The following is a 26,005-nucleotide window of genomic DNA, read 5'->3' on the forward strand; positions in this document are numbered from 1 at the left end:
TCGGCCGGGTCGGCTCAGCGCACGAGCGGGGCGGCTGCGGTGGCGGCCTGGGCAAGCGGGTCACGTACGTCGGCCACGCTCTGCGCGGGCGCGGACTGCGCAGTCAGGAGCACGTCACATTCCGGCGCTGTGGAATCGACTGGCGCGCACGCTCTCGCACCTGGTGTCGTGGAGGCACAAGGAGTTGCCGGGTCGGAGGTCAGATCGTGGACGGTGGATGTGTCTTCTGCGCGATCGCTCGGGGCGAGGTGGCAGCGAGCCGCGTGTTCGAGGACGAGTGGGTCATCGCGTTCATGGACCTCCAGCCCGTGACCCCGGGGCACCTGCTTGTCGTTCCGAGGTCACATGCGGAAGGACTGGAGGACCTTCCGGAGGACATCGGTGTGCGGATCTGGGCGGTGGCTCACCGGCTCGGCCGTGCGTTGCGGCTGTCCGGCCTGCGGTGCGAGGGGGTCAATCTCTTCCTGGCCGACGGCGAGGCCGCCTTCCAGGAGGTCTTCCACGTCCATCTGCACGTCTTCCCCCGCTTCAAGGGGGACCCTTTCCGTATCGAGGCGAACTGGCAGGTGCACGAGCGTCACCAGCTGGACGAATCGGCGAAGAGGGTCCGCAAAGGAATCGCCGCCCTGGATATCCGCCCCCGCTGACGTGCTCAAGCTGCCCTCATGAGCTGAGGCAGCGCCAAGGCCGTCGTTCCGCCCGCTGGTGCAGCTGCCGGAGTATCGCCGAGCTGACGGCGGCTCTCGGTTCCTGGCCGAGAGCCAGGTCCGGGGCGGTGGTCAGGCGCAGGGTCTGGTGTACGGATGGTCGGGGCGGGTGCGACCCTGATCCGATGAACGAGACAGCCGCCGCCCTGGCAGCCGCCCGGTGGCCGCTCGCCGCGTCCGGTGAAACCGCCTGGCTACGGGAACTGACCTCCGAGGACGGGCTCACCGGGTTCATGCCGCCGGCGCTCCCCGACGCGGCTTGGGTGCTCCACTCCATGTACGAGCACCAGCTCGGGCCGACCGGCATGTCGTACCTCGACCACCGACGCGCCGCGCTGACGGACGGCGGGCCCGGGATCGTCCCCGGCTTCGAAGCTGCGGACGTGCTCACCGGTACCGCGGGCGAGCACCCCGGCCCTCGCTGGCGCCGGTTGCGTTGGGCCGAGCTGGCGCTGCGGAACGGTGACCCCGTAGTACCCGAGGGGCAGCTGCCTTGCTTCAGCGCGTTCCCTTCGATCGCGCCGGAATGCTGGCCGGTCGGCATCCAGGCGCCGTCCGAGGGCACCCTGGACCGAACCGACTGGAACCGACTGGTCGACATCCTCACCGACCACAGCCCGCAGGGCGCGGACACCCGCTGCCTGGCCTACTACAACCCCCTGCTGGAAGGAGCCGCAGACCTCGACAACCTCCACGTCCGGGCCGGCACGCTCGGTGACGCCAAAGCGTTGTACGACCACCCTGAGGAAGACAACTGGAGCCCGTCCAACCTCTGGGCCCAGGACCGGACCTGGCTGCTCTGCACGGACCACGATCTATGGGCCACCAAAGTGGCGGGACCCGCCCCGCTCATCAACGCCTTCCTCGACGACGTGGAAATCGAGGCCCTGCGACTGCCCTGGGCACGGTGACATCAGCCCCGCACACCGTGGTTGAAGGTATGTCGTCGCCGGGTGCGAGCGGGTGTTCTCGGCCATTGCGGGCAAGGAACCGGGCACTCCTCCCAGCACCTGGCGTGTCGCCGCGCGGAGAGTTCGACGATCGGCAACCGCGGCCCCGTCCGGGCCCGCGGCAATGTCTTCCTGGGAGACCGCTCCGTGTCCGAAGTCATCACGCCCGCTGACGATCCCGATCTCGCCCATCTGATCGACCTCATCGACATCCTCCCGCCACCGCGGGTGGCGAAGTTCTGGGGTGAGGGCGACAACAGCATCGCGTCCAAGTTGGGATACCGGCTGAACGAGATCCTCAGCGGCCGGGGACGGGCAGACGACGTGGACTATCTGGCGGTGTATGTCCTGAAGTGCCTCGGGCACGGCAACGGGCACATCTCCCAGGAACAGATCACCGAGCACCTGATCGGCGTCGGTGACCTGCCCGCAGCCGGGCACGCGTGGGTGGAGGACGCCACCCGCACCGCATGGACCCTCGTCACCCGCTACAGCCTCCCGCGCTGGCGCGGCATCCGCTCGACCCCCGGCAGGGCATGGATCGGAGACTAAGGTCTCCCGCATACCGCCAGGGTCGGCCGACTGCCTCATACGGTGGGCCGTACAAGGGAAGGACGACATGCACCGCAACAGCCTCATGCTGCGCATGCTGCGAAGGGCATGCGGCATCATCGTGGCGCTCGGCGCGGTATGCGCGGCGCTCCTGCTGCTGGCCGCCGACCCCGACGCGGTGCTGATCACCTACAGACGCGGTGAACTCACCCCGCTGATCACCTTCTTCGCGGCGGCATGCGCCGGCTGGCTCTGCCTGCGCCTGACCGGACCGCAGGAACGCCCACCGGTCCTACCGGTCATCGCCGTTGTGTCGGCAATGGCCCTCCTGATCGTGCTGTGGCGGACGACCGACGGCACGGCCGACGAGCAGCACATCGTCACACCGTCCCCCAGCAGCGGACACTCCCAGCCCGACGGACGGGCCCCGGACACCGCGGTGCCCACAGCAGCGCCCACCGTCGGGCCGTGATCGCGCACGGACCCCGGAGCCCCGGACCGCGCCACCCGTGAACACGCCGCCGGTACGAGCCTGCGTGCGGCACATCGTATGGCGCCGCATCGGCGGTCACGACATCCCATCCGCACGACCCTCGACGGGTTCAGTGCCCGCGACGACTGCTCCGTCATGGAGTCGCCGTCAGCCTTGAGCTTCGGTGCGGGCCTGGTGTCGGACGGTCAGAGGGGTGAGGTCAGCAGGGGAGGGTGGACCTACCGGCGGCGCCGGTGGCACCGGTGGTGCCGTTCGCCGTGGCCGTGGCGGCCGTGCCGTTGCCGCCGGGCTTACCGGGACAGACCGGGCTGGCCGCGCCGCCGGCACCGCCTGTGCCGCCGGTGAAGACACCGCCTGCGGTGGAGGCGCCGCCGTTGCCCCCCGCCCCGCCGGGGATGCCGCTTCCGGCGTTGCCGACGCCGCCCACGCCGCCCTTGCCACCGGTGCCGCCGAGCGTGGCGGCGCCCCCTGCGCCCCCCTTCCCACCGTTGCCGTTGGCGCCGCCCGCGCCGCCGGCACCGCCCTGGCCGCCGATGCTCCCGCTGCCGTTGGCGTTGCCGCCATTGCCCCCGTTGCCTCCATTGCCGTTGGCGCCGGCAGCACCTCCGAGACCTCCGAGACCACCGATGCCGCCGCCGCTCCCGACCCCGCCCGTGCCGTTGCTGCCAGGAAATCCGAGGACGCCGAAGCCGCTACGGGCTTCGGAAGCGGCCGGGTCCGCGTGACCGGCGGTGGAGGCGACGGCAGGGGCCGCGGTGAGGCCGACGACAGCGATGGAGGCGACGAGGAGGGTCCGTGAAGCGGTGAGGGTGCGCGTGAAGCGCATGAGGTGCCTCTCGATGGATGCAGCCGGAGATACTCCCCAGCTGACTCGGTGTCAACGTAGCTCGCCCAGGAACGTGGCGCCGTCCACGCGGCCACTCGATGGCCTTAAATGGACTCTTTCACTATATTTTGGCTTTAAGTTCAAATTCTTCCGCTTCTTCAAGGGTCATGCCGAGGTGTACAGGGCCGGCTCTGCGGGGCGGGTCCAGGTAGAAGCAGCAGCTTGAGCAGCTGGCCGCGGGCGTGACTTGCCGATGGCCACGACGGCACGTCCGCCGACTGTTCGTGCGCATCGCTACCCGCCTTGGCGCCACCCGCACCCGCACCCGCACCGGAGTAGAGACTGCCCTTGAGCGTCACGGACCGAGTCCGGTTCATCCGGCATGCGGGGCAAGGTGGTTGGTGCGGTTCCGCTCCTGACCGGCCTGGGAGTCCTGGCCCAGACACCAGCCGCAAGGTAGCGGGTGATCACACGCTCGCCGCCGTGGCCACCTTCTCGTCGTGCTCGCGCAGCGTCCGCATGACGGTGGCGGGTGAGGGGTGCTGACCCTTCGAGGTGGACCGCCGGGCGGCCGGGCGTTTCACGAGCGACCACCTAGGAAACGGCCTCGGCGACTGGTCAGGTGACCGCGGTTCGTGCCCGGTGCCTGCGTACGGCGTCGCGATTGGCGCAGCGGTGTGAGCAGTAGCGCTGCCGTCCGGTCCGCGAGGTGTCGGCGAAGGCCCTGCCGCACTCGATCACCTCGCAGCGCCGCAGCCGGTGCATGCCCCGGCCCGCCAGATGCAGTGCGGTACCGACCGCGAACAGTGTGAACAGCACGGAGCCGAGCGGCTGTTCCGCGTCTCGGTAGTGCAGATGCCAGCCGGTACCGGGGTGGGAGGTCAGTCGCGGGTAGGCGGCTGCCTCGGCCAGCATCCGGTTCAGCAGATCGGCGCGCTCCTGCTCTCCGGCCGCGTCGACGATCCGCTCCCAGGCGTTCAGTGCGGCCTGGGAGCGGCTGAGATCGTCCGCTGTCACCCGGCGTTCCAGCGTGAGCCCGGCGGCGCGGCAGCGGTCTGCCAGCTCAACTGCGCTCTCAGGCCGGCGGTTGGCCAGGTCTGCGGCCAGGTTCACCGCGTCCTCGCCGTAAGGGTTGAGCAGCATAAGACCATTACAGCAGTGTGGTCGGTATGACACAACAAACCGGTGGACGCGCCGGATCCCGGGCCCGTGACCCGTGGCGCTATCGCTGGATCGTGCTGGGCATCGCCACCTTCACCCAGGCCGCGTCCGGCTTCTTCGTAGGCGGCATCGGAGCGCTCGGCGTCCACCTTCAGAGCGCCCTGGACCTGAGCACGGCGCAGCTGGGTCTGCTGGTCTCGGCGGCCCAGCTCGTGCCGTTGGCCGGGCTGCTGGTGGCCGGCGAGCTGCTGGACCGCTACAGCGAGCGCTGGGTGGTCGGGATCGGGGCGGGCGTGGTCGGGCTGGCTCTGGGTGCGGGGAGCCTGGCGCCGGGATACACAACCCTGCTGGTCGCCCTGTTGGTGGTCGGCATGGGATACAGCACCGTCCAGCCGGGTGGGAGCAAGTCGGTGGCGTCCTGGTTCGACGCGTCACAGCGCGGCTTCGCCATGGGTATCCGACAGGCCGGGCTCCCGCTGGGGGCGGCGCTCGCCTCGGCCGTACTCCCGCTCGTCGCCGAGGAGTTCGGCTGGCGGGCGACGCTGCTGACCGGCGGCTTCGTCGCGCTGCTCGGAGCCGGCCTCTTCATGGGCTGCTACCGTCGGCCACCCACACCGCCCGCCCCGGAGGGCAAGGAACCGTCGGACCCGCTCACGGCACAGCTCCGCGCCCGGCTACGAATGCTCCGGGAACCGTCCACAGTGAAGATCATGCTGTCGGGAACCAGCCTGATCTCGGTGCAGTACGGCGTGGGCATCCTGGCGGTGCTCCACCTCCACCAGGCGTCATCGGTCGGCGCCGCGAAGGCGGCCCTGGTCTTGGTGGCCTCCCAGGGTGCGGGCGTTGCGGGCCGGATATGCCTGGCGGCATGGAGCGACCGGAGCAGGTCCGGGCGCTATGCCATCGTGCTGGTCTGCATGGTCGCTGTGATCGCCGGGCTGGTTGTGCTGATGACACCGGCCGGGAGGGCACCGGTCGTCGCTTCCGGCGTCTTCGTCTGGCTCGGCTTCTTCGGCTTCGGCTGGTACGGCCCGTGGGTCGCCTACGTCACCGAAGCGGCTCCACCGGGCAGGACCGGCTCTGCCCTGGGTCTGGCCATGTCCGTCAACCAGATCGCCATCGTCACGGTGCCGCCCGTGCTGGGCCTGCTGGTCGACCGCACCAGCAGCTTCACCCCGGCCTGGGCACTGCTGATTCTGCTGACCGTCATCGCCCTGGCGGTCACAGCCGCCACGGAACGCCGCCCCCGCTAACGTCCCGGATCACACGCTGTCAAAACTTCTGACACGGTCTTCGAGCCGGGAGGACTGGCTGACGCCGCCATCCGCCACGAGGCGTCTGCCTGAGGGTGATCCCTCCCCCGCCCTCCCGCATCCGGCGGACCGGCTCGCAGGCTGTCGGCTGGGGCGGGGCTTGTTGAAGCTCCGCCCCAGCCAGGGTCATCTGCCGTCAGGGATCCGGCCTCCGCGCACGACGTGCGTCCCGGTGCGGCAGAGCGCCGTCTCTCACCACCCGACCTGAGGGAGCGCCGAGGGGCCTTCGCAGCAGCCGTCCCGGAGCATCTGGTCCGAGACGGTGGCCCAGCCTCCGTGCGGCGCCGAGTGCGCGGCGGAGTGGGAGAACGCCCCTTCCAGCACGGCCCGTTCGTACAGCCGACCGCCACGGACGGCGCCTCTGATCCGGATCAGCGCGTCGAAGTCCTCGAACGGGTTGCCGTCGACGATGGTCAGGTCGGCCAGTTTGCCCGGTTCCACCGTACCGAGGTGGTCGGCGACCCCGAAGACGCGCGCGGGGGCCCGGGTCGCGGTGGTCAGGACCTCGGCGGGGGACATGCCGTATCGGTGCAGCGCCCGCATGGCCATGTGCAGATGAAGTCCGACAGGGGTCAGGGGGGCGTCGGTTCCCAGCAGCAGCCGGCCGCCTCCGTGCACGACCCGGCGGTAGACGCCGACCTCCCGCCGCAGGGACGTCAGTTCGTCCGAGGTCGGTTGCCTGGCCGCCATGCCTTCGACGGCCGTGACGTCCCACGACGGCATCATCGCCTTGACCCGGGCATCGTCGGCCACCTCGGGATGCAGCCCGATCAGCAGCGTCGCGGCGAAGGGCGTGGCGATCATATGGAAGTCGCCCCTGGTGTAGAGCTCCAGGGTGTCCTGGTGGGTATGTCCCTCGGGGGTCGCGCCGTGCCCGTACTCGGCGCGTTCGGTGGCCTTCAGGTGCGTGGTCAGGTCCTGTCCGGCCAAGAGGCCCTGGGAGCACAGGTGTCCACCGCTGAGCACCCCGAGGCGTTCGTGGGCGTGACGTGCGGCCTCCTCCATCCGCGCGTAGGGGGCCCGCACATAGGTCTTGACGAAGTCCCAGTCCAGGGCGGCGGCCCGGGACAGTGAGCGGGCGAATCCCTCACGCGTGCGGTGGGCACGCCCCATGCTGTAGGCGACGCGGGAGCCGTCGAGCAACTCACCGGTCGCCAGCAACCGGGGCGCCGCCAGCCGGCCCGCCGCGATGTCGTCCCGCAACCGTGTCTGCTCGTACGCGAACCCGCCCAGGGACACCGTGGTGGTGATGCCGTACGCGAGCTGGAGTGCTCCCTGCCGGGCACCGTACGTGTACTGCCACGGGTGCGTGTGCGCGTCCCACAGGCCGGGCAGCACCGTACGGTCCGACGCGTCGATGTGACGGACGGCGGGTCGGCCGGGCCGGTGCGGTTCGACGGCCGTCACGCGGCCCCCGCTGATGAGGATGTCGACGTCCGCGCGCGGTGCGGAACCGGTGCCGTCCCAGAGCAGGCCGGTGTGCACCACGGTGTCGACGGGCGTCGGACGCCGGTACGTCAGGGTGACCGGCACGGTTCGCGGAGCGCCCGAGGGCGAGCCGGAGGCGTCGATGGTGAGCAGCCGCAGTCGGCCGTTGGACTGGTAGAGCAGGGTTCGCGAGTCCCCTGACCACGACGGGTGGTCGGCCGGTTCATCGGACAGGGCGCGGGCGGGGCCGTTGGGCGCGCCGTCCGCGCCGACGGGCAGCAGCCACAGCGCGGATTCGCTGACGCAGGCCAGCCAGTGTCCGTCGGGCGACCACACCGGTCCCGAGGCGTACCGGTCGGACAGCGAGACATGCGGGGCCAGTCCGTGCAGTCGCGAGGCGCCGCTGTCCGTGTCCACGACGCGGATGAGGTTGTGGCCCTCGCGGAAGCGGTTGTTGAGCCGGTTGCGGTCGCACAGGGCGAGGTACCGTCCGCCGGGTGACCAGCTGGGACGGCTGGGCAGCCCGCCGCCTCCGAGAGATGCCGCCAGGACCCTCTCCTCTCCGGTGGCGAGGTCCTTCACCAAGAGGTTCCCCGCCAGGTCCAGACAGGCCAGGCGGGCACCGTCGGGCGAGAGCGTCCCGTGGACCCGGCCGCCGGGAGCGAGAACCGTCTCGCGGCCGTCGGCCTGTTCACGGCGGCGTACGGCGTTGAGCCCGTCCCGGTCGTCCGTGAAGATCAGCGCGCGGCCGTCCGGGGACCACACCGGCCCTTGCACATAGGTGGTGGGGGAACTCCGCGACACCTTGCGCGGAGTGCCGCCGCGCGCACCCACCACCCACAGCGAGTTGAGCGCGGCGAAGGCGATGCTCCCGCCGTCCGGTGAGAGATGAGGAAGATGGACACCGCGGACCGGGCGGGACCGCTCGGCCTCCAGCATGTACTTCTTGACCGTGTACGCGGGCCTTCGCACTTCGAGGGTGGCGTCGAGCGGGATCTCCTCCCCGGCATGGTCCCGGTGCGGCCGGATCATCCGGAACCGGCCCCCGACGGTGAGCAGCAGCCGCTCGTCGTCGATCCACCGCGGCGGCGCGGCCGCGATCTCGTCGTCGAGCTCCACCGCACGGCCGTCCGCGAACAACGCGATCGCTTCTGTCCTGGAGGGCCTGGGGGTGCTACGGAGCCAGGCGATGCGGCCCGCGGGGGAGACAGCGGGTGCGAGCAGGTTGCCGGTGGTGGCCGTGTGCTCGACGGTCACCGGTCCGCCGGTGGCCGGGACGGACGCGATCGTGCGGGCGGTGAGGCCGGAAGCGGCGACTTCGGCGCGTACGAACAGTACGCGGGTGCCGTCGTGGGACCACACCGGGTCGAAGTCCTCCCACGCTCCGTCCGGGCGGGGGCCCGGCTGGTCGCGCGCTCCTGTGAGCCGACGCGGTTCGCCGCCCGCCGCGGACACGGCCCAGATACGGTACGGGCTGCCCTCGACCGGATCGCCACCGCGCTCGGAGCAGAAGGCGATGGTGCGGCCGTCCGGGGACCAGGCGGGTGCCCGGTCGTCGAAGGGTCCGTCGGTGAGGCGGCGCAGGCCGGAGCCGTCCGCGTCCATCACCCAGATACCGAAGGACCCCCCGCGGTAGGCGCTCATGACGACCTTGCGGCCGTCCGGCGAGAGGGCCGGGCGGCTGGGTTCGAGGTCCGGTGGCGTGAGCGGGGTGGCGGCCGTTCCGTCCCGGGGGACGGACCAGAGGATGTTCTGCACCTCCGCGACGACGCGCTCCCCGCCGTGCGCGGCGGTGGCCATGCCGTTGGTGACGGAGGTGAACCGCAGCCGCACCGGTACTGCGTCACCCGCGACGACCGGTGTGGCGGCGGATTCGAGCGCCCGCGCGGGCGCTGTGGTGACCAGTGAGCCTGCCGCGGCTGTGCCGGAGGCCGCCTTCAAGAAACGTCTGCGGGTCACATGCCACACGGTTCCTCAGCTCTCCTCGGAGTGAACGGCCCTGACCGGGCCGTGGGTAGCCCCTTGGAGGTGGCTACCACTCGTCCTGGGAGGAAAACGAGCGGGAGGGGGGTTCGGTGCCATCTTGGCCGAAGACGACTCCTCACCGCTGAGGGCGAGGGTGGGGGCCGAGGTGCCGACCGGCGGCAGGGGTGTGCGGGCGGATACCGGGTAGCCGCGCACCAGACACCGGTGTTCCCGCCTCCAGGAAGGATCGATCCCATGACGGGCCACGCACGACCCGGTTCCGGCCCGGCCGCGGGTACGGATCCGTTCCGAGGGCGGCCGGAACCGGCGGGCCGTCGCAGATCCCGAGCGGACCGTCGAGAGCGTCAGGGCCGAGGCGGCCCAGATCAAGGAGAAGGCATACCGATGACCGAGCGAACCCCCTCTCCTGACGACGAGTCGCCGCTCGTCGTCGAGGAGATGCGTGAACAGATCGAGCAGACACGTGAGGAGTTGGGACTGACGGTCGAAGCTCTGGCGGCGAAGGCCGATGTGAGGAGCCGGCTGCGGGAACAGGCCGCCGGGAAGGCCGCCCAGGTGCGCGGCGCCGCGGAGCAGGCCAAGCAGCTGCTGAAGGAGAAGACGCCCGATCCCGTGGTCGACCGGGCCGCCCGGACCGCGGCGCAGGTGCGGAACGCCGCCTCACGTGCGGGAGAGCGCGCCGCGAGCGGGGCACCCGGCACTCTGCCGGAGCGGACGGGCCGGGTCGCGGCCAAGGCATGGAACCACCGCGCTCCTCTGTTCGGCGTCGGGGCCGCGTTCGTTGTCCTCCTTGTCGTCCGACGCGGCCGGAGGCGTCGATGAAGGCGTCCAAGATCGCCTACCGGCCGGTCGGCCTGGTCCTGGGCGCCGCCGGCGGCATGCTCGCCGCGGCGGCCTTCAGGAGGACGTGGAAGATGATCGAGCACGACAAGGACGCTCCCGACGCCACCGACGAGGACCGCGCATGGCCGGAGATCCTCGTCGCCGCAGCGCTGCAAGGGGCGATCTTCGCCGTGGTGAAGGCCACCGTCGAACGGGCGGGCGCCACCGCCACCCGACGGCTGACGGGCACCTGGCCGGCCTGACCCCGTCGCGCCTTCGGAGCGGAGGCCGAGGCCGGGCCGGGACGGGTGTGCCCGTCCCGGCCCGGCGTCCGTCGGGGCCGCGGAACGCGGCATCCGGGCGGACAGTATCGGTCTTCCACCGTTTACCGCGTGCGGTACGGCAGTGGGGACGGGAGAGTGGGAGTGGGCGCGTTCCGGCGGCCGGGCCGTCACCGGACAGGCCCACCGGGATCACACCCTCCCCTGGCGGCTCGGCCCGGCCCGCACGGACCACCGGCGGTCAGCGGCGGTCAGCGGCGGTCAGCGGCGGTCAGCGGCGGTCAGCGGCGGTCAGCGGCGACGGACCATGGCACGTCTTCCGGCTCACCGCCCGTGGACGACCTCACCCGGGCCGCCTGGCCCGTGACACGCACAGGAGCCCCATGACCACAGACCCGAACGGCCAAGAGGAGCATTCCCGGTCGTCACATCGTCGGCCCGACGGCACAAGCGACGCGACCGTACTGGCGCTGGGAGTCCTGTCGGAGGCGCTGGAGACGGTGGAACGGGCCCGCGGCAGCCTCTACGCCTTCCATCAGCTCACCGGCGGCGCCGACCTCAAGCTGGACCGGGCACTGGAACTGCTGCGCGCCGCGGGCCACCACGCACAGGCCGACCTGCTGGAGCGCGAGATCGTGGGCCGCAACGTCATTCCCGGACACTGGACCTTCCAGATCGTCGAGGCGTACAACAGCCACTACTACCGGCCCTTCACCGACATCGAGGCCCGTCTCCGGCGCGAACTGCTCGACGGACACGAGCACGTTCACGAGGCGGAGATGAAGGAAGCCCGCCGCACCCACGGACACCCCGGACACACTCCGGAGCCGTGAGTCGGACCTACGTGGGCCGTGTGGTTCTCCCACGGCCCACGGTTCTCACCGGAACCGTCCGGCCCCCTCCTCCCCGGGGACCGGCACGGGAGAGAACTCCGGCAGCCACCACGTCCGGCATCACGGCCGTCGACGTTCATACCTGGCCGTCAGGCATGGGCCGTATCCGGGTGGGGTAACGAGAGCAATGGCGGTCGGACCGCATGCATCCTGGGGTGGCCCGTACTGTCGCGGGTCGGCCCGGGAGATGGTGAGCTGGACCGCGGGACTCCGGTCGGGGAAAGAGGTACGGGCATGCGGGAGATCGCCGGCGGGCTGGGCTGGAAGCGCCGAGGGCATGTGTGGCTGGTTCAGATCCCGGCGGACGGCGGGAAGCAGGATCTGCCCGGCCCGAGGGCGGTGCTGCGGGAGCTGGGGGCGGAACGCGGCGCGGCCGTCGTCGTCGACACGTCCGCCGTCAGGGACGCGAACGGACGCCTGCTGGACTGGCTCGCCGGTCTCGCCCGGGACACACGGCTGTGCGTGGTCGCCCCGTCCCTGACGGTACGGCAGCGTCTCGCCGGCACCGCGGGCCCCTCGTCCATGCGGGTGACGGGGTCACTCGGTGAGGCCCTGGACGTCCTCGGACCGGAATCCACCCTGGGGATCGAGGCCCGCCTGCCGGGGTGAACGCGTCTCCGGCGCGAGCGAGTACTACGGCGGTGTGCCGACGATCGGCTGTCCGCCCAACGGCCGAACCTGCCCTGGGACGACGGCCCTCGCCGCGCCGCCCCTCCGCCCTCCGCACGGCCCTCCCCCTCAGCCCGGCCCGGGACCCCGTCTCGCACCGGCCCGGGTGCGCCTCGCATCCGTACCGGCCCCGCCGACAGGCGCGGCGCACCGTCCTCCAGCCCGAGCAGGGTCTGCTTCACCTCACCTGAGGTCTTCCGGGCTGCGCGGCACGCGGTAGTCCGGGCGGCCTCTGTCCAGCACGTGCGTTTGCCGGGGGGAAGCCGGGGCAGCAGCGCGGTACGTGCTTCGGAACGGCAGGCACATCAGCAGGGCCGGACGGGACACTGTCCCCCGGCAAGTGGCGAGGTCCTCCGAAGGACCGTCGCTCGTGCGGCCCTGCCCTCCCGAGCAACGTGATCCAGCCGTATGGAGTTGGTCCCCGTGCGAGTTCCCTCCGCCGCCCGGTCCGCCCGGTCCGCCCGGCCTTCCCCGCCCACTCGTCGCGACAACGACCCTCCCGTCACCCCCGGCTCCGTCCTTCACCGGCCCCCGGCCTTCCGTGGCCCCGCCCTCGTCTGCGCCGCACCGCCCCGGCATGCCGGGGGTGCGGCATGATCCGGCCCTCAGCGTTCGCACACCGCACCACCTTCGCCCCGGACCCGGCCACAGGTTCCGATTGGGCCACCATCCGCCTGCAAGGCGAGCTGGACCTGGAATCAGGCACGGAGTTCAGCTCGACCGTCGGGCTGTGCCTGGCCTGCGGTCCCGCGGGCATTCGCGTCGACCTGACCAGCCTCCAGCTCATGGACTGCACCGGACTCCGCCATCTGGAGGAAGCGGCCGCCAGGGCGCGGGAGGCCGGTGTCGCCTTCAGCCTCATCGGCGCGCCCCCGCCCCTCGTACGACGAGTGCTCCTCCTCACCGGCTCCCCCACGCTGCCCCAGCCGCCCCGCACTTCACGCACCCGGGAGCACCCTGCCCCGGACCGGGCCGTACCGAGCCGCACACGCCACGGCTACTGGACGCGGATCCTGCGGCTGTGCATGCTCACCGCCGCCGGCGGCACCATCATCGGCTCACTCCTCCTGACAGTCCAAGGGGCGTGACCGACGGGAGGTCCGCGAAGGCCGGCCGTCACGGAGCTCCGGGCCGTTCCGGCCGCGCCGGACGCTCCGCAACAGCAGCCGGACGACCGCGACGCCGACGACGACGAGTCCGATCCCGGCGATGCCCTGCCCTTCCCCGCAAGGTCCGCCCCCAAAGCGGCCGAACCGCCCGGTCTACCGGGCGGTTCGGCGGGCGCAGGCGATGACCATGTCCCCCAGGCTCTGCGTGCGGTTCAGGAGTTCGCGCTGTGCCCTCGCGCCGGTACCGTTCGCGAGCAGTGCGAAGAGCGCTTCCCGCGCGGGCAGGGCGTCACCGCTGTCCTCCAGCGCTTCGCGGACATGGTCGTACAGGGCACGCACCACCTCGTCCGCCGGGGCGGGGCGCATGGTGAGCGGGTGGAGAAGCTGGCCGTCCAGTCCGGAACGGGCCGCGCGCCAGGAGGCCAGGCGGAGAAGTTCCGTCCGGTGCGGTACGGGGGGCTCGTCCGCCTTCCACTGCCGGGCGGCGGTCTCCACCAGGGCGCGGGCCAGGGTGGCGACGAGGACGGTGGTGGAGGCGTCGAGGCAGACGTCGGCGATCCGGAACTCGACGGTGGGGTACGACCGGGAGAGGCGGGCGTCGAAGTAGATCATCCCTTCGTCCCGCAGCACGCCGGTACCGATCATCGCTTCGACATAGGCGTGGTACCGGTCGGCCGTGCCGAAGAGATCGGTCGGCCCGGCCGAGGGCCAGCGGTCCCATACCCGGCTGCGGTAGCTGTGGTAACGGCTGTCCCGGCCCTGCCAGAAGGGCGAGTTCGCGCTCATCGCGAGGAGAACGGGCAGCCAGGGCCGGACGCGGTCGAGGACCGCCACACCCTCCTCGTCCGACTCCACCGACACATGCACATGGCAGCCGCAGGTGAGCTGCTCGTACGTGGTCAGCCCGAAGTGCTCCTCCAGCCAGCGGTACCGCTCACCGGAACCCACCGATGGGCTGACCGGCAGCGGCGAGGTCCCCAGCGCGACGACGGTCGCCCCGTGCCGTCCGGCGTGGCGGGCCGCGTCGGCCCGGCAGTCGGCGATCTCCCGTGCCAGCTCACCCATGTCGGTCTGCGGCCGGGTGGCGAACTCCAGCTGCTCCCGGTGCAGCTCCGCCTCGAACACCTCCTCCTTGCGCTCCGAGGCCTCACGCGTGGCGGCCGCCAGCACCGCCGTGGCCAGCGCCCGCGGCTCCCCACTGGCCTCGTCCACCAGGAGAAGCTCCTCCTCCACACCCACACTCCGCACCATCACTGCCTTCCCCTCGCCCAGCTGCGCGTACCGGCGAACGGACCGGCGACAGGAGGGGCGCACCGTACGAATCCGGTGCCGGTCCCCACAGCGCCTGGCCATCGGCCCGGACACACCCCGCATGCCCCGTCCGGGACTCTTCACGCCCGGACCCGCGCGGGGCAGCGTGAGGGGTGGTCGAACGCCTTCCGTCAGGTTCGCCCCCGGCCGGTCAGATCCGGGGCGGGCCGCCGCGTCCGTCCCTCGGGCCGAACGCCTCCAGGGCGTCCACGTCGCTCGCGCGGGCCCGGAGGAAGTAGTCGGCCCACTCGGCGGCGTCCGGGTACGCGGAGTCGCGGACGATCTCGTGGACGGCCGCGTCGAGGTCGAAGTCCGTGGTGCGCAGCTCCGCGCCAGGGCCCAGCAGCGCCCAGTGCGCCCCGGTCCGGCCGTAGGGCATGCCGACACTGCCGGGATTGATGACGAGACGTCCGTGGACGAGCCGGACGAAGGGCATGTGGGTGTGCCCGAGGACGACCGTACGGATGTCGTCGTCCAGTTCGCCGAACACGTCCCGCCAGCGGTCGAGCCGGGAGTCGACGAGGACGACCTCCTCGTCGTCGCGGGGAGTGGCATGGCAGAAGAGGACGTTGCCCAAGCCGCGCAGTGACAGGGTGCGTGACTTCGGCAGGCCGGCGAGCAGGTCGAGATGGTCCGGGCGCAGTTGCCCGGCCGCCCAGGCAGTGAGGGGGTCGGTGTCCGGGCCGCTCAAGCCGCTCCGGTGTTCGAGGAGTTCACGGTCGGCGTTCCCCCCGATCCACAGGAAACGGTCTCCGAGCGAGGTCAGCCGGTCCAGGACCTGGGTCGGCTGAGGACCGGTCGCTATGTCACCGGTGAGGACGACGAGGGACGCGGCTCGGACGTCCGGCTCGGCGAGTACCGCTTCCAGGGCGGGCAGTACTCCATGGATGTCGGACAGTACGGCGACACGGCTCGGCATGAGGCCGAGTATGCGACGACACCCCGGACGGACGGGAGCGGGTTCGCTCCCGGCATAGGCCCGGAGGGGGCGTCGTGCGCGAGGGCTGTCGTCCGGGCCGGGGCCGTCGTCCGTTCGGGCCGCGGGGACGTCCTACGTCCGGGGCGGGGCCCGCCGTGTGTCCGAGCGGGGCGGGGCCCTCGTATGTCCGGGGCGGGGTGGTCCGCCTGGCGGCTCAGCGGTCAGAGGACCGTGAGCGACCACTTCGCGAGGCAGGCCACCTCGATGATTCCCGGCCCCGGCAGGGCCAGGGTGCCGCGGAAGGGGCCTGAGCTCAGGTGGAGTTGGGTGCTGCGTCCACCGGAGATCGAACTGTGCCTCACCGTCGCGTGGAACTTCTCCACCTCAAGCCTCACCTGTGCGGGCGGGCCGGTGTAGCGCAGGGCGTCGGGGAAGCGGCCCGAGGCGGTGGCGGAGAGTTCGGCCAGTGAGTCGCCGGTGCCGAAGCCGAGCTTCCAGCGGGGAGAGAGCCCGCCGGGCTTCCCGGTCGCGACGTGCGTGTACTCCTTCGGCACCAGGGCTCTGGCATGCCCCTTGCCCCAGCAGTAGTTGATCAGTTCGCGGCCCTGCTCCAGCCGGTCCGGGGTGTCGGTCATCCCGTACACCTGAAGGGCCGACAGCAACCCGCCCCTGAACTCCAGCACCGTGGCCACTCCCGCCGGGGCGTGGGTGACCCGGACCGATCCCTTGCCCCAGCCCGAGTGGATCAGCTCTATCCCGTCCATGCCCAGGATTGTGCCAGCGCGCCGGGACGGACCGACGCCCGGCCCGCGCCACTCCTCCCGCTCCCACCTCGCCCACCTCGCCCTCCGCGTCTCCCGGCATCCGGCATCCGGCATCCGGCATCCGCGCGGGCTACGCCGTTCCGAACGGGCTCGCCGGTGGGGGTTCGATGGGGGTGACCACGTGCTTGGCCACCGAGACACCGCTGCTGCCCCGGTGGGTGATCCCCGCCTCGGCCTCCGTGCGCAACCCGACGACCCACAGCGCCGGGAACGTGACGAAGACCGACGCCAGGGAGGTGAGTCCCGGTGCCGAGGACATCGACGCCGTGACCCCGAAGTAGATGATTCCGGCCAGACCGGCGAGCAGGAGGAACGCGCAGAACCAGGTCCAGCCCCGGAAGCGGGCTTGCCGACGACGGGTGTCGGCGACGCTGTACACGACGATGGCGAGGGACTGTTCGCAGGTGCCGCATCTGACCTTGCGTCGCAGTGGCTCGTCACCGTCCGCAGGACGCTCGATCGTCCATAGGGTGGTCTCGTAGTCCCAGCTCACCGCGTTGGGGCCGCTCGGACGGCCCACGGTGTTCATCCGGTGACCCACCTGTGTCTCCTGGACGCGAGCGACGTTGACCGGCATGCCCATCCCCTCCATGGCCGCGCTGCCGAACTCGACATGGGCGATTGTGAGGACAACACGCCTTGCCTGTCACGTGGTTGACAGGACGAAAATCGGAGAGGATCGGCGGTCGAGTGTGCCGGGGAGCGGTGACCCGGTCGGAGGCTGGTCCTCCTCACCCTGTTCCAGGCTGACCAAACCGCCCGTGCGGGTGGTGTCGTCGGGTGGGTGGGGCGGCAGCATCACCCGGACCGGCGGTTTGCCGGAGTGGCGCGACCCGGCGCCGATGGAGTGCTGTGAAGACTGTCGGTCGTCCACCTTCCTCCAGCGCGATGAGGGGTGCCCATGTGCCGGGCAGGCCAGGAATCCGTTGTGATCAGTGCGCCCGAACGTCCAGCCGTCCCCGGGTCGTCGGTGCGCCCGGGTGCGGGGCCGACGGCCAGACGTGGCCGGGCCCGCCGTACACGGCCGCTGCGGCCGCCCCGCCCACCCCGCTGCGCACCGCCGCCGACCCGCCGTGGCCTGTTCACGCACCGCTCCCCCGCCGGGGGGCGCCGCCCTGTGCCGTGACGCCGACGGACGACCGGCGGAAGGCGGCGAGTGGGCGTCCTCCTCTACCGCGAAGACGGCCGACTGTACGACGGACTCCCGGGGGCATCCGACGGCCGGGGCGGAGAGGTCAGCGGCGCGACGTACCGGAGGCATCGACCCGGCCCTGGCCCTGACCGATCGCGAGCAGCGCGCGGTCCAGGACCTCTTGGACCTGGCCGAGGGCCGAGATGGTGCTCACCAGACCTGCGGCCCGGTAGTGGCCGACGACCGGCGCGGTCTCGCTGCGGTGGATCTCCAGCCGTCTGCGAACCGTCGCCTCGCGGTCGTCGTCGCGCTGGTACAGCTCACCGCCGCAGACGTCGCAGGCTCCCGCGACTTCAGGCGGGCTGTGGTCCACATGGAAGATGTGTTCGCGGTTCCGGCGGCACAGCCGTCGTCCGGCGATCCGCCCGACCACCTCGGCCTCGGGTATCTCCAGGTCGAGCACGGCGTCCAGTCCCGACCCCGAGTCGGCCAGGATGCCGTCCAGCGCCTCAGCCTGGGGGATGTTGCGGGGGAAGCCGTCCAGCAGGAATCCGCGTTCGGTGTCCGGGCGGCCAAGGCGCTCCGCGAGCACACCGATCGTGATCCCGTCCGGTACCAGCCGGCCGGAGCTGATGTGCGTACGGGCGTTCCGCCCGAGCTCGGTGCCCTGGTCGATGTGCTCGCGGAACAGGTCACCGGCGGAGATGTGCTGGATCGACAGACGCGAGGCAAGACGTACGGCTTGCGTGCCCTTGCCGGCTCCGGGCGGCCCGATCAGGAGGATGCGCATCGATGAGGTGTCCCTTCGTCATACGTGGCCAGGGTCGGTCTCAGGATTCGAGGCAGCTGGGCGTCGTGACTGCGTGGAGGCCCTTTGCGCGTTCCCACCGAGGATAGGGACCGTCGACTCTCTTCGCCCGGGTGCCCACGTATGACCTTGGCCTCCCCCGGGATGCCGAGCGGGTGCGGGTGGCAGCGCCGTCGGCCCGAGCGCCCTCACGACGGACGGCACGGAACGCGCCTTCGTCCCCGTACCGCCGTCGCCCTGGCTGCGGGCCGGGTGCCGCACGCGTACCGGCACCCCGTACGGTGCCGACCGCCTGGCGGACGCCGGGGCGGTGTCAGTGGGTCGTGCCACGATGGCCCGACATCACCACGACCGGGAGCGACGCATGGGTACCTGGGACATCGGCCCCTTCGACAACGACACCGCGGCCGACTTCGGCGGCAGGCTGGACGAGGCGGCGGCGGACGTACGCGGCTCCCTCGTCCGGGAGGCGCTGGACTCCGGTGGCGGCGAGGAGAAGGTCGCGGCCGCCGCGCTCGTCGCCGCCCACTGTCCCGGTGGTGAGCCCGTCGACACCGCCTACGGGCCGAAGCAGCCCCTGCCGGACCTCAGCGGCCTGCGGGACCTCGCCCGTACCGCTCTCGACGGACTGGTGGACAGGCCTTCCGAACTCTCCGAGCTGTGGGCCGAGTCGGGCGACGACAGCTGGCGGGCCGGTGTCGTCCGGTTGCGGGATCTCCTCGCTTCCACGCCTGCGGGAGGAGCCGCCCGCCCGGTGTGAGGGCCACCGGCCGTGGCGCCCGCTGTTCAGGCCGGGTTCGCGACGCTCGCCATGATGATGTCGGCGACACGGTGGGGAGCGATGCCCACGGTGTCGATGACCTCGGCCTCACGACGGAGCCAGGGCAAGGACGCCTGGTAGGCGGCGAGATGGTCGAGGCGCCACTGGCGGGCGCCGACGCTCTCTTCCTTGGTGTCGGTCCCGATGCGTTCCACCAGTGTGTCCTGGTCGGCGTGCAGGAGGAAATGCCGCACCGGGACACCGGCACGGGTGAGGCCCGTGCGCATCTCCGTCCAGTACTGCTCGACCAGGACGGTCTGGGTGACCACCAGGACACCGCCCACATGGTCGAGCACCTGCCGCGCGGTCTCCACCACGAGTCCGCGCCAGGGCGGGAAGTCCTGGAAGTCCCGGTCGGGCACGCCGAGGACGTGCCACAGCATCTCGCCGACCTTCTCCGCGTCGAAGAGCCGGGAGTCCGGGATGCGTGAGGTCAGCTCCTTCGCGGTGGTGGTCTTGCCCGCGCCGAATGTGCCGTTCAGCCACACAATCATGCTTGCGACCCTAACGGAGCCACGTCGGCGGACGGGGAACGCTCACCCGGCCCTCACTTCTCCCCCGCGCGCACCGCCCCACGTCGCGAGGGGACGCGCGGCGCCGCCGTTCGTCACCGGACGGGGAGCGTGCGTACCAGGGGGTGGTGGGAGCAGCGGAAGCCGCCGGCGAAGGGGGTGACGGCGTCGTAGGGGAGGGTGTGGACGGTGACGTCGTGGGCGGTGAGGGACTCCGCGAGCCGGTGCAGGCGTTCGTCCACGAGGACCTCGCCGGGGGCGAGGACGAGGCTGTTGCCCGCGAGGAGGTTGACCGCGTCCCACAGGTCGACCTCGATGATTTCCCAGTCTGCGAGGAGCGCGGGCAGTCCGTCGGTGAACTGTTCCCGGCAGACGACGGCCAGGCCCTCGCGGACGGCGGTGAGACCGTCGTCCAGGTGGATGACGCGGTCGGACAGCGGCACCGGGTGCACACGGTGGTCGTCGCCGAGGAGTTCTTCGAGCCAGCGGACACCCGCCATGTCGGTCGCGGCGCCGCTGCCGTGGCCGACCAGGATGTCCTTGCCGAACAGCAGCACATCGCCGCCTTCGAGGAACGGTCCGGTGGCCGTCCGGAGGTCGGGGACCGGGACGGGGGCGGGCGGCGGCACGACCGAGCGGCGGGCGCCCCGGGCGGCGGCCTCGTCGATGACCGGGCGCAGTCCGAAGCGTTCCTTGTAGCGGGCGGGCAGCCGCAGCGCGGTCTCGATGACGTGGTCACCGATGACGAGCAGGGGGTCCCGGACGAACGTCTGCATGCTGAACTGTCCGCCGTCCTCGTAGGACCGCAGTTCCATGGGGGTGAGCGCACGGGGGCGGTGGACGGTGGTGCCCCGGCCGGTGAGGAAGCGGGCCAGTCCCTCGACCTGTGCGACGCAGGCTCCGTAGCCCTCCGGGTCCGCTTCGGACCATGACCGGCCCGCCCAGCGCGGCAGTTGGGCCCGGGTGCGTTCGGGGAGGAATCCGAGGGAGTCGGGTACTCCGTGGGCGAGTCCGGCGGGGAAGGTGAAGTCGATGACGCGTCCGACGACGGTCTCTTCGAGCACCCCCCATTCATGGGTGACGTGGATCCGTCGGGGCGCGGGCATGCGCGGGCTCCTGCCTGGGAAGGGGCGTTCGTCCGGGCAGTGGAGCACACGGGCGCGCGCGGCGCGGGTACGCGCCGGGAGGAGTCCTCCGGACGGGTCGGTGTCCGGGTGAGCGGGGCGCCCGCCGGGTGTCAGACGGAGTCGGGGCGGCAGAGGTCGAAGCTGTAGGAGGCGGTGCACTCGGTGACGGTCGGGATCACACCGCTGCCGCGCACCAGTTGGAACACGCTCACGACGACCAGGGCGATGAGCAGTGCCTTGTACGTGGTGGTGAGCCGGGACTCGTGGCGCAGGCCGGAGAAGGTGCGCACGGTGAAGCTGATGGCGACCACCGCGGCGACGAGGGCGGTGATGTTGAGATAGCTGTACGAGGTGAGTTCGCCGTTGAGCACCGACCTCGACTCGATGTTCAGGGGGAGCACGAACGGGAGCAGCGCGACGAGGGCGATGGCTATGCCGAGGCGCTTGGTGAGCTGTCTGTCCTGGGTGGTGGTCATCGCGTGATCGTAGCGCGGTGGCCTGCGGGGACGGGGTGCTTCCGGGCGGGGCGGAAGGTGTCGGGAGAGGCCGGGCGGTGGCGGCAAAGGACCGGAGGACAGCGGCCCGGTGGGGTGGCGGCGGGGTTCCCTCCCGGGGGCGTCGCGGCTCCTGGGGCGCCTCGGCCTCAAGTCCGTCCGGTGGGGGCGGTGTCCGGGGCGCCCGGGGGGCTCGGACCGTCCGGGGCGCCCGGGGCGGGAGCGGAGCCCGGGGCGGGGGCGGACGGAGGGGTCGGGTTCAGGTACAGGGTGAGTACGTAGGAGACCACGACCGCGACGATCACCAGTGGCATGACGGTGAGTCCGTCCTTGCCGAGCAGCAGGGTGGCCAGCAGGACGGAGGTCATGGGCAGCCGGAGCATGGCCACGCACATGGCGCCGAGTCCCATCGCGAATCCGGACGTGAGGTCCAGTCCCGGCAGATGGGACAGGGCGATGCCGCCGACCGCGCCGACGAACATCGAGGGGAAGACGGGGCCGCCGCGGAAGCCGCCCAGGGAGAGCCCGTACGCGAGTGACTTGCAGGCGAGCAGCACCAGCAGGGTCCCGGCCGAGTACCCGGCGCTGGATGCGAGCAGCGGGCCGAGGGCTTCCTGGCCGGAGTAGAGCACGTCACGGGCGTCGCGGCCGGTCCACTCGGCGTACACCAGCGCGCTGACGCCGACGAGCGCGCCGACGAGGACGGTGCCGGTGACGCGGCGGCGCTCGACGCGGTGCTGGACGCGCAGGGCGAGGCGGTGGATGGCGGTGCCGATGAGGGCGGCGGCGGCTCCGGCCACCAGTGCCCAGCCGAATCCGGCGAGGTCGGGCTGACCGGCGGGCGGTACATGGCCGAGGGTGAGGGAGTAGGTGCCGAGGCCGGTCCAGGAGCCGAGGCCGGTGAACAGGAGGGCGCCGACCCCGGCGGCGAGGAGTCCGGGCACCAGGACGACGCCGAGCAGGGGTCCGCCGAGCCCGGCGGCCTCCATCAGGAGGAACGCGCCGAGGAGCGGTGAGCCGAGGAGGGTGCTGATGGCGGCGAAGCTGCCGGCGACGCCGACCACGGTGAGGGTGTCGGGAGGCAGATCCGCGCGCAGCAGCCGGACGGCGGCGACGGCGAGTCCGCCGCCGAGGGCGATGAGCGGTGCCTCGGGGCCCAGGACGATTCCGAGGCCGAGGGCGGCGAGGGCGGCGAGGGCGATGCCGGGCAGGTCGACGGCGCGGGGCGCGCCGGTGGTCATCATGCCCTCGGCGGGTTTGTGGCCGCCGTCGCCCGGCAGATGGCGGATGGTGAGGCCGGTGAGGAGTCCGGCGACGGCGAGCAGCGGGACGGGCCACCAGTTCGGTGTTGTGTCGAAGCCGAGGGCGCGGGGCAGGTCGTGCCAGGTGAGTTCCTGGAGTGCGGAGACCAGGGCGAGGAAGCCGAACGCGGCGGCGGAGACGGGCAGGCCGAGGGCGGCGGCCAGCAGGAGCAGTCGGGGGTAGCCGCGGGTGCGGACGATCGCGTAGGGGTCTCGGTGCGCCGGGGGCGTCGCGGTGGGCTCGGCCGGCATCGGCGGTCTCCTCAAGCGTGGATCGTCCGGAGGGCGGGCACGCGTGGTGACCCCCGGCCGTGATAGCACGGCCGGGCGGCGGTCGGGTGGTGCGGCGGCGTCGGCCGGGCGGGGCGGGGGGCGGTTGTCACCCGGACGGCCCTGTCGGTGTGTCTGTCCCCCCGGTGGGGGTCATGTCCGGGGCGCGGGGCCCGTCGCTGCGTCGAGCAGGATGCGGGCGGCGTCCCGGGCCTGGTGTGCCGCATCGGGGGAGCCGTTGATCCCAGCGACGGCCATCGCGCCGTTGGCGAGGAGGGCGAGGTGGTCGGCGGTCGCGTCGGGGGCGCCGAGCTGGGCGGCCAGGTCCGCGAAGTGGTCGCGCAGGGCGGCCTTGTGGGTGCGGGCGATGTCCGTGACGCCGTCGGAGGTCCCGCCGAGTTCGCCGAAGGCGTTGATGAAGACGCAGCCCCGGAAGCCGGGCTGGGCGAACCAGTCGGCGAGGTAGTCGAAGACGTCGAGGACGCGGTCGTACGGGGTGTCGGCGCCGGTGGCCTGGGCGTGGGCGGCGATCCCCTTCCGGACGGCCTGGTCGCGGCGCCGGAGCACCTCCTCGACCAGGATCTCCTTGCTGGGGAAGAGCTGGTAGAGGCGTTTGAGGGAGACACCGGACGCGGTGCGGACGGCGTCCATGCCGACGGCCTGCACCCCGCGTTCGCCGAAGAGGGCGCGAGCGCTCTCCAGGACCTGCCGCCGTGCGGTCTCCGCGTCCATCGCCGTCATCACTCCTTGCGGGAGAACCATCGTTCTCGTATCGTACAGGGCAACGGGAGAACGACCGTTCTCTGCGTGGTGCACCGCTGTGAACAGGGAGTTCCCATGTCCGTCCACGACACACGGTTCGCGACCGAGACCATCGACGGCGTCGATGTCTTCTACCGGGAGGCGGGGAGCCGGGACCGGCCCACGCTCGTCCTGCTGCACGGCTTCCCGACCAGCTCCCATATGTACCGGAACCTGATCGCCGACCTCGCCGACGAGTACCACCTCGTCGCGCCCGACCACATCGGCTTCGGCGCGTCGGCCGCCCCGGACCCCGGCTCCTTCCCGTACGGCTTCGAGAAGCTGACGGAGGTGACACTGGCGCTGCTCGACCGGATCGGGGTGGACCGGTTCGCGCTCTACGTACAGGACTACGGCGCGCCCATCGGGCTCGGCATCGCCGCCCGCCACCCGGAACGGGTCACGGCGATCGTGACCCAGAGCGGCAACGCCTACCAGGAGGGCTTCACCCCGTTCTGGGACGTGCTGTTCGCCCATGCCCGGGACCGGGCGGCGAACGAGACGGCGGTACGGGAACTGCTCACCGCCGAGGCGACCCGCTGGCAGTACACCCACGGGGTGCCCGCCGACCGGCTCGACCGGATCGCACCGGAGACCTGGACCCTCGACCAGGCGCTGCTCGACCGCCCCGGCAACCAGGAGATCCAGCTCCAGCTCTTCTGGGACTACCAGTTCAACCTGGACCGCTACCCCGCGTTCCAGAAGTACTTCCGCACCCACCGTCCGCCGCTCCTCGCCGTCTGGGGGCGCGGGGACGAGATCTTCGGGCCCGCCGGGGCCGAGGCGTTCGCCCGGGACCTGCCGGACGCGGAGATCCATCTGCTCGACGCCGGGCACTTCGCGCTGGAGACCCACGGGGCGGAGATCGCCACCCTCGTCCGGGACTTCCTGCGCCGGTCCGTGTGACCCCCGGATCATCCGGCGGGGCCCGTCCATCCGCCGCGTGATCCGCCGGGACAGCGGGCGATCCGGGCCTCGTGGTCGATACGGGCCTCATGGTCGATACGGACCGCGCGGCTGATGCGTGCCGACCGCGCGGCTGATCCGGACCGTGCGTGGGGACGGGCCGTGCGTGGGGGCGGCCCGGATCAGGCGCGGGACCCGCCGGGGCAGAACACCGTCTCCAGCACGGCGACGACCGGTTCCTCCCGTTCGAGCCAGTCGCCGTTGACGTTGAAGGTGAGCTGACGGCCGCCGTCGGCGGTACTCACCGTCCAGGTGAGCGAGCCGTGCAGACCGCCGGAGTGCTCCCAGGTGCGGACCCCGCAGGACAGCAGCCGGGACTGGAGGCCGAGTCCGTACGTCTGACGGCCCCGCGGGTCGATCCGGACACCGTCGAGGAGTTCGGCGCGCTGGGCGGGCGGAAGCAGCCGGCCGGACAGCAGGGCCCGGTAGAAACGGTTCAGATCGCGGGTGGTGGAGACCAGGTCCCCCGCCGCCCCCGCCCATGACGGGTCCTGACGGGTGCTGTCGAAGATCCGGCCCGCCGCGTCCTTGCTGTAGCCGCGCCCGTGCGGCCCCGGCAGATCCGGCGAGTGCCCGGGCGCGCTGGTGCCCCGCAGACCCAGCGGTCCGGTGACGCGCTCCCGCAACTGGGCCGCGTACGACGCGCCGCCCGCCTTCTCGATGACCATGCGCGCCAGGACGTAGTTGGTGTTGGAGTACTTCCAGCCCCGGCCGGGCGGGAAGACGGGCCGGTGCCTCATGGCGAAGGCGACCAGGTCGCGGGGGGTGTACGCGTGATAGCGGTACCGGGGGAAGCCGGGGCCGAGGCGCCGCTGGAACTCGGCGTCGTCGGTGTAGTTGTGGACGCCGCTGGTGTGGTTGACCAGCTGACGCAGCGTCACCCCCCGGCCGTCGTGGCCGTTGCCCCGGACGAGGCCGGGCAGCCAGTGGTCCACGGTGTCGTCGAGGGACAGCGCCCCGCGCGCCTCCAGCTGGAGCAGCAGGGTCGCGGTGAAGGTCTTGGTCACACTGCCCATCCGGAACCGGTCCGTGTCGCGGCGGGGCCGCTCGGTGCGCAGGTCCGCGACCCCGGACCGGCCCGTCCAGCTCCGGCCGCCCGGACCGTCCACCCGGGCCAGGACACCGGGCAGACCTGACTCGGTGAAGACGTCGAGGGCCCGCTGAGTGGCCTCGTGCCCCCGCTCCCCGGCCCCAGGAGCGGTACCGGGAGCGGCACCGGCCGGTACGGCACCGGTACCGAGGACGGCCGCCAGCAGGACCGCGCACACGGCGGCCGTCCTCCCTCGTCGCCGCCGCCCGTCCGTCGTTCCCGTGCTGCTGCCGCGCATCGCCCGCCTCCGGATCGCCACCGGGGCGGGGCCCGCCCGCCCGGATGGTGGGGAGGACCCGCCGTCCCGCGGGGAAGTTGACGGCGGGACCGGAGATCAGGGATGTGTCAGGGTCGGGTGGCGGGCGGGTGGTACGGGACGTAAGGGGCGGACGTACGGGTCCCGGCGACATGGACGGCCTCGCGGAGATACGGGGGCATCC

At 72.0% G+C, this 26,005-nt stretch carries 26 protein-coding genes; 12 read left to right on the forward strand and 14 right to left on the reverse strand.

Annotation, left to right across the window (positions count from 1 at the left end; all coding sequences use genetic code 11):
• Nucleotides 1-206 precede the first annotated feature (206 nt).
• The 4 genes from AB852_RS09695 to AB852_RS09710 all read left to right on the forward strand — a co-directional run bounded on the left by AB852_RS09695 (nucleotide 207) and on the right by AB852_RS09710 (nucleotide 2,681).
• Nucleotides 207-647, forward strand: a complete 441-nt coding sequence (locus tag AB852_RS09695) for an HIT family protein (RefSeq protein ID WP_281257725.1) — start codon at nucleotides 207-209, stop codon at nucleotides 645-647.
• 185 nt (nucleotides 648-832) lie between these two features.
• Nucleotides 833-1,618 carry a hypothetical protein gene (locus AB852_RS09700; RefSeq protein ID WP_073786096.1) on the forward strand — a complete coding sequence of 262 codons (786 nt, stop codon included), beginning with the start codon at nucleotides 833-835 and terminating at the stop codon, nucleotides 1,616-1,618.
• Nucleotides 1,619-1,804: 186 nt separating this feature from the next.
• Complete coding sequence (locus AB852_RS09705) at nucleotides 1,805-2,209, forward strand: hypothetical protein (protein WP_073786098.1); 405 nt, start codon at nucleotides 1,805-1,807, stop codon at nucleotides 2,207-2,209.
• Nucleotides 2,210-2,276: 67 nt separating this feature from the next.
• Complete coding sequence (locus AB852_RS09710; protein WP_073786100.1) at nucleotides 2,277-2,681, forward strand: hypothetical protein; 405 nt, start codon at nucleotides 2,277-2,279, stop codon at nucleotides 2,679-2,681.
• Nucleotides 2,682-2,901: 220 nt separating this feature from the next.
• Here the strand turns inward: AB852_RS09710 and AB852_RS39625 are convergent, their stop codons facing one another.
• Together AB852_RS39625 and AB852_RS09720 are read right to left on the reverse strand one after the other, a co-directional pair.
• Nucleotides 2,902-3,528 carry a hypothetical protein gene (locus tag AB852_RS39625; protein WP_178390977.1) on the reverse strand — a complete coding sequence of 209 codons (627 nt, stop codon included), beginning with the start codon at nucleotides 3,526-3,528 and terminating at the stop codon, nucleotides 2,902-2,904.
• A 618-nt stretch (nucleotides 3,529-4,146) separates the two neighbouring features.
• Complete coding sequence (locus AB852_RS09720) at nucleotides 4,147-4,671, reverse strand: CGNR zinc finger domain-containing protein (RefSeq protein WP_073786102.1); 525 nt, start codon at nucleotides 4,669-4,671, stop codon at nucleotides 4,147-4,149.
• Nucleotides 4,672-4,697: 26 nt separating this feature from the next.
• On the opposite strand from AB852_RS09720, the gene AB852_RS09725 reads away from it, so the two are divergent.
• Nucleotides 4,698-5,942 (forward strand): MFS transporter, encoded by a 1,245-nt coding sequence (locus AB852_RS09725; protein ID WP_073786104.1) that lies wholly within the window; start codon nucleotides 4,698-4,700, stop codon nucleotides 5,940-5,942.
• A gap of 252 nt (nucleotides 5,943-6,194) precedes the next feature.
• Here AB852_RS09725 and AB852_RS09730 read toward each other — a convergent pair whose 3' ends face one another.
• Nucleotides 6,195-9,263 (reverse strand): amidohydrolase family protein, encoded by a 3,069-nt coding sequence (locus AB852_RS09730; protein ID WP_425444166.1) that lies wholly within the window; start codon nucleotides 9,261-9,263, stop codon nucleotides 6,195-6,197.
• Nucleotides 9,264-9,800: 537 nt separating this feature from the next.
• On the opposite strand from AB852_RS09730, the gene AB852_RS09735 reads away from it, so the two are divergent.
• The 5 genes from AB852_RS09735 (at nucleotide 9,801) to AB852_RS09755 (ending at nucleotide 13,169) form a co-directional block, all read left to right on the forward strand.
• Nucleotides 9,801-10,238, forward strand: a complete 438-nt coding sequence (locus AB852_RS09735) for a DUF3618 domain-containing protein (RefSeq protein WP_073786109.1) — start codon at nucleotides 9,801-9,803, stop codon at nucleotides 10,236-10,238.
• The gene (locus tag AB852_RS09740; protein WP_073786111.1) at nucleotides 10,235-10,501 is read left to right on the forward strand and encodes a DUF4235 domain-containing protein; all 267 of its coding nucleotides are present in this window, start codon (nucleotides 10,235-10,237) and stop codon (nucleotides 10,499-10,501) included. Before AB852_RS09735 ends, AB852_RS09740 begins: the two co-directional genes overlap by 4 nt.
• 401 nt (nucleotides 10,502-10,902) lie before the next feature.
• Nucleotides 10,903-11,352, forward strand: coding sequence for a hypothetical protein (locus tag AB852_RS09745; protein WP_073786113.1), 450 nt, complete (start codon nucleotides 10,903-10,905; stop codon nucleotides 11,350-11,352).
• A gap of 294 nt (nucleotides 11,353-11,646) precedes the next feature.
• Nucleotides 11,647-12,021 carry a hypothetical protein gene (locus AB852_RS09750; protein WP_073786116.1) on the forward strand — a complete coding sequence of 125 codons (375 nt, stop codon included), beginning with the start codon at nucleotides 11,647-11,649 and terminating at the stop codon, nucleotides 12,019-12,021.
• A gap of 653 nt (nucleotides 12,022-12,674) precedes the next feature.
• Nucleotides 12,675-13,169, forward strand: a complete 495-nt coding sequence (locus AB852_RS09755; RefSeq protein WP_073786118.1) for an STAS domain-containing protein — start codon at nucleotides 12,675-12,677, stop codon at nucleotides 13,167-13,169.
• 174 nt (nucleotides 13,170-13,343) lie between these two features.
• On the opposite strand, the gene AB852_RS09760 is transcribed toward AB852_RS09755, so the two are convergent.
• The 5 genes from AB852_RS09760 to AB852_RS09780 form a co-directional block, all read right to left on the reverse strand.
• Nucleotides 13,344-14,441: a glutamate--cysteine ligase 2 gene (locus AB852_RS09760; protein WP_178390978.1), complete on the reverse strand. Its 1,098-nt coding sequence runs from the start codon at nucleotides 14,439-14,441 to the stop codon at nucleotides 13,344-13,346.
• Between the two features lie 211 nt (nucleotides 14,442-14,652).
• A complete protein-coding gene (locus AB852_RS09765; protein ID WP_073786120.1) occupies nucleotides 14,653-15,420 on the reverse strand; it encodes a metallophosphoesterase family protein in 768 nt (255 codons plus the stop codon).
• Between the two features lie 221 nt (nucleotides 15,421-15,641).
• Nucleotides 15,642-16,184: a hypothetical protein gene (locus AB852_RS09770; protein WP_073786122.1), complete on the reverse strand. Its 543-nt coding sequence runs from the start codon at nucleotides 16,182-16,184 to the stop codon at nucleotides 15,642-15,644.
• Between the two features lie 130 nt (nucleotides 16,185-16,314).
• The gene (locus AB852_RS09775) at nucleotides 16,315-16,821 is read right to left on the reverse strand and encodes a hypothetical protein (protein WP_143201206.1); all 507 of its coding nucleotides are present in this window, start codon (nucleotides 16,819-16,821) and stop codon (nucleotides 16,315-16,317) included.
• A gap of 658 nt (nucleotides 16,822-17,479) precedes the next feature.
• Nucleotides 17,480-18,166 (reverse strand): adenylate kinase, encoded by a 687-nt coding sequence (locus AB852_RS09780; protein ID WP_073786126.1) that lies wholly within the window; start codon nucleotides 18,164-18,166, stop codon nucleotides 17,480-17,482.
• A 382-nt stretch (nucleotides 18,167-18,548) separates the two neighbouring features.
• Between AB852_RS09780 and AB852_RS09785 the strand changes: the two genes are divergently transcribed.
• The gene (locus tag AB852_RS09785; protein WP_073786129.1) at nucleotides 18,549-18,944 is read left to right on the forward strand and encodes a DUF4259 domain-containing protein; all 396 of its coding nucleotides are present in this window, start codon (nucleotides 18,549-18,551) and stop codon (nucleotides 18,942-18,944) included.
• 26 nt (nucleotides 18,945-18,970) lie between these two features.
• Here the strand turns inward: AB852_RS09785 and AB852_RS09790 are convergent, their stop codons facing one another.
• From AB852_RS09790 to AB852_RS09810, 5 genes are all read right to left on the reverse strand, one after another.
• The gene (locus tag AB852_RS09790; protein WP_073786131.1) at nucleotides 18,971-19,498 is read right to left on the reverse strand and encodes an AAA family ATPase; all 528 of its coding nucleotides are present in this window, start codon (nucleotides 19,496-19,498) and stop codon (nucleotides 18,971-18,973) included.
• Nucleotides 19,499-19,611: 113 nt separating this feature from the next.
• Complete coding sequence (locus AB852_RS09795) at nucleotides 19,612-20,622, reverse strand: amidinotransferase (RefSeq protein WP_073786133.1); 1,011 nt, start codon at nucleotides 20,620-20,622, stop codon at nucleotides 19,612-19,614.
• A 131-nt stretch (nucleotides 20,623-20,753) separates the two neighbouring features.
• Nucleotides 20,754-21,119 (reverse strand): hypothetical protein, encoded by a 366-nt coding sequence (locus AB852_RS09800; protein ID WP_073786135.1) that lies wholly within the window; start codon nucleotides 21,117-21,119, stop codon nucleotides 20,754-20,756.
• 167 nt (nucleotides 21,120-21,286) lie between these two features.
• Nucleotides 21,287-22,690 (reverse strand): chloride channel protein, encoded by a 1,404-nt coding sequence (locus AB852_RS09805; RefSeq protein ID WP_073786137.1) that lies wholly within the window; start codon nucleotides 22,688-22,690, stop codon nucleotides 21,287-21,289.
• A gap of 171 nt (nucleotides 22,691-22,861) precedes the next feature.
• Complete coding sequence (locus AB852_RS09810; protein ID WP_073787601.1) at nucleotides 22,862-23,440, reverse strand: TetR/AcrR family transcriptional regulator; 579 nt, start codon at nucleotides 23,438-23,440, stop codon at nucleotides 22,862-22,864.
• A gap of 105 nt (nucleotides 23,441-23,545) precedes the next feature.
• Between AB852_RS09810 and AB852_RS09815 the strand changes: the two genes are divergently transcribed.
• A complete protein-coding gene (locus AB852_RS09815; protein ID WP_073786139.1) occupies nucleotides 23,546-24,415 on the forward strand; it encodes an alpha/beta fold hydrolase in 870 nt (289 codons plus the stop codon).
• A 182-nt stretch (nucleotides 24,416-24,597) separates the two neighbouring features.
• Here the strand turns inward: AB852_RS09815 and AB852_RS09820 are convergent, their stop codons facing one another.
• A complete protein-coding gene (locus tag AB852_RS09820; RefSeq protein WP_079184468.1) occupies nucleotides 24,598-25,803 on the reverse strand; it encodes a serine hydrolase domain-containing protein in 1,206 nt (401 codons plus the stop codon).
• Nucleotides 25,804-26,005 lie beyond the last annotated feature (202 nt).

The sequence above is a fragment of the Streptomyces uncialis genome, from assembly GCF_001905345.1.
Taxonomy (GTDB): Bacteria; Actinomycetota; Actinomycetes; order Streptomycetales; family Streptomycetaceae; genus Streptomyces; species Streptomyces uncialis.

Excerpts from the sequence above, each read along its gene's own strand:
- AB852_RS09765 (WP_073786120.1), bottom strand. The coding sequence starts at position 15,420 with ATGCCGAGCCGTGTCGCCGTACTGTCCGACATCCATGGAGTACTGCCC.
- AB852_RS09815 (WP_073786139.1), top strand. The coding sequence starts at position 23,546 with ATGTCCGTCCACGACACACGGTTCGCGACCGAGACCATCGACGGCGTC.
- AB852_RS09710 (WP_073786100.1), top strand. The coding sequence starts at position 2,277 with ATGCACCGCAACAGCCTCATGCTGCGCATGCTGCGAAGGGCATGCGGC.
- AB852_RS09790 (WP_073786131.1), bottom strand. The coding sequence starts at position 19,498 with ATGATTGTGTGGCTGAACGGCACATTCGGCGCGGGCAAGACCACCACC.
- AB852_RS09750 (WP_073786116.1), top strand. The coding sequence starts at position 11,647 with ATGCGGGAGATCGCCGGCGGGCTGGGCTGGAAGCGCCGAGGGCATGTG.
- AB852_RS09820 (WP_079184468.1), bottom strand. The coding sequence starts at position 25,803 with ATGCGCGGCAGCAGCACGGGAACGACGGACGGGCGGCGGCGACGAGGG.
- AB852_RS09810 (WP_073787601.1), bottom strand. The coding sequence starts at position 23,440 with ATGGACGCGGAGACCGCACGGCGGCAGGTCCTGGAGAGCGCTCGCGCC.
- AB852_RS09770 (WP_073786122.1), bottom strand. The coding sequence starts at position 16,184 with ATGGACGGGATAGAGCTGATCCACTCGGGCTGGGGCAAGGGATCGGTC.
- AB852_RS09735 (WP_073786109.1), top strand. The coding sequence starts at position 9,801 with ATGACCGAGCGAACCCCCTCTCCTGACGACGAGTCGCCGCTCGTCGTC.
- AB852_RS09725 (WP_073786104.1), top strand. The coding sequence starts at position 4,698 with ATGACACAACAAACCGGTGGACGCGCCGGATCCCGGGCCCGTGACCCG.
- AB852_RS09760 (WP_178390978.1), bottom strand. The coding sequence starts at position 14,441 with ATGGTGCGGAGTGTGGGTGTGGAGGAGGAGCTTCTCCTGGTGGACGAG.
- AB852_RS09745 (WP_073786113.1), top strand. The coding sequence starts at position 10,903 with ATGACCACAGACCCGAACGGCCAAGAGGAGCATTCCCGGTCGTCACAT.
- AB852_RS09800 (WP_073786135.1), bottom strand. The coding sequence starts at position 21,119 with ATGACCACCACCCAGGACAGACAGCTCACCAAGCGCCTCGGCATAGCC.
- AB852_RS09795 (WP_073786133.1), bottom strand. The coding sequence starts at position 20,622 with ATGCCCGCGCCCCGACGGATCCACGTCACCCATGAATGGGGGGTGCTC.
- AB852_RS09785 (WP_073786129.1), top strand. The coding sequence starts at position 18,549 with ATGGGTACCTGGGACATCGGCCCCTTCGACAACGACACCGCGGCCGAC.
- AB852_RS09805 (WP_073786137.1), bottom strand. The coding sequence starts at position 22,690 with ATGCCGGCCGAGCCCACCGCGACGCCCCCGGCGCACCGAGACCCCTAC.
- AB852_RS09755 (WP_073786118.1), top strand. The coding sequence starts at position 12,675 with ATGATCCGGCCCTCAGCGTTCGCACACCGCACCACCTTCGCCCCGGAC.
- AB852_RS09700 (WP_073786096.1), top strand. The coding sequence starts at position 833 with ATGAACGAGACAGCCGCCGCCCTGGCAGCCGCCCGGTGGCCGCTCGCC.
- AB852_RS09780 (WP_073786126.1), bottom strand. The coding sequence starts at position 18,166 with ATGCGCATCCTCCTGATCGGGCCGCCCGGAGCCGGCAAGGGCACGCAA.
- AB852_RS09740 (WP_073786111.1), top strand. The coding sequence starts at position 10,235 with ATGAAGGCGTCCAAGATCGCCTACCGGCCGGTCGGCCTGGTCCTGGGC.
- AB852_RS39625 (WP_178390977.1), bottom strand. The coding sequence starts at position 3,528 with ATGCGCTTCACGCGCACCCTCACCGCTTCACGGACCCTCCTCGTCGCC.
- AB852_RS09775 (WP_143201206.1), bottom strand. The coding sequence starts at position 16,821 with ATGCCGGTCAACGTCGCTCGCGTCCAGGAGACACAGGTGGGTCACCGG.
- AB852_RS09720 (WP_073786102.1), bottom strand. The coding sequence starts at position 4,671 with ATGCTGCTCAACCCTTACGGCGAGGACGCGGTGAACCTGGCCGCAGAC.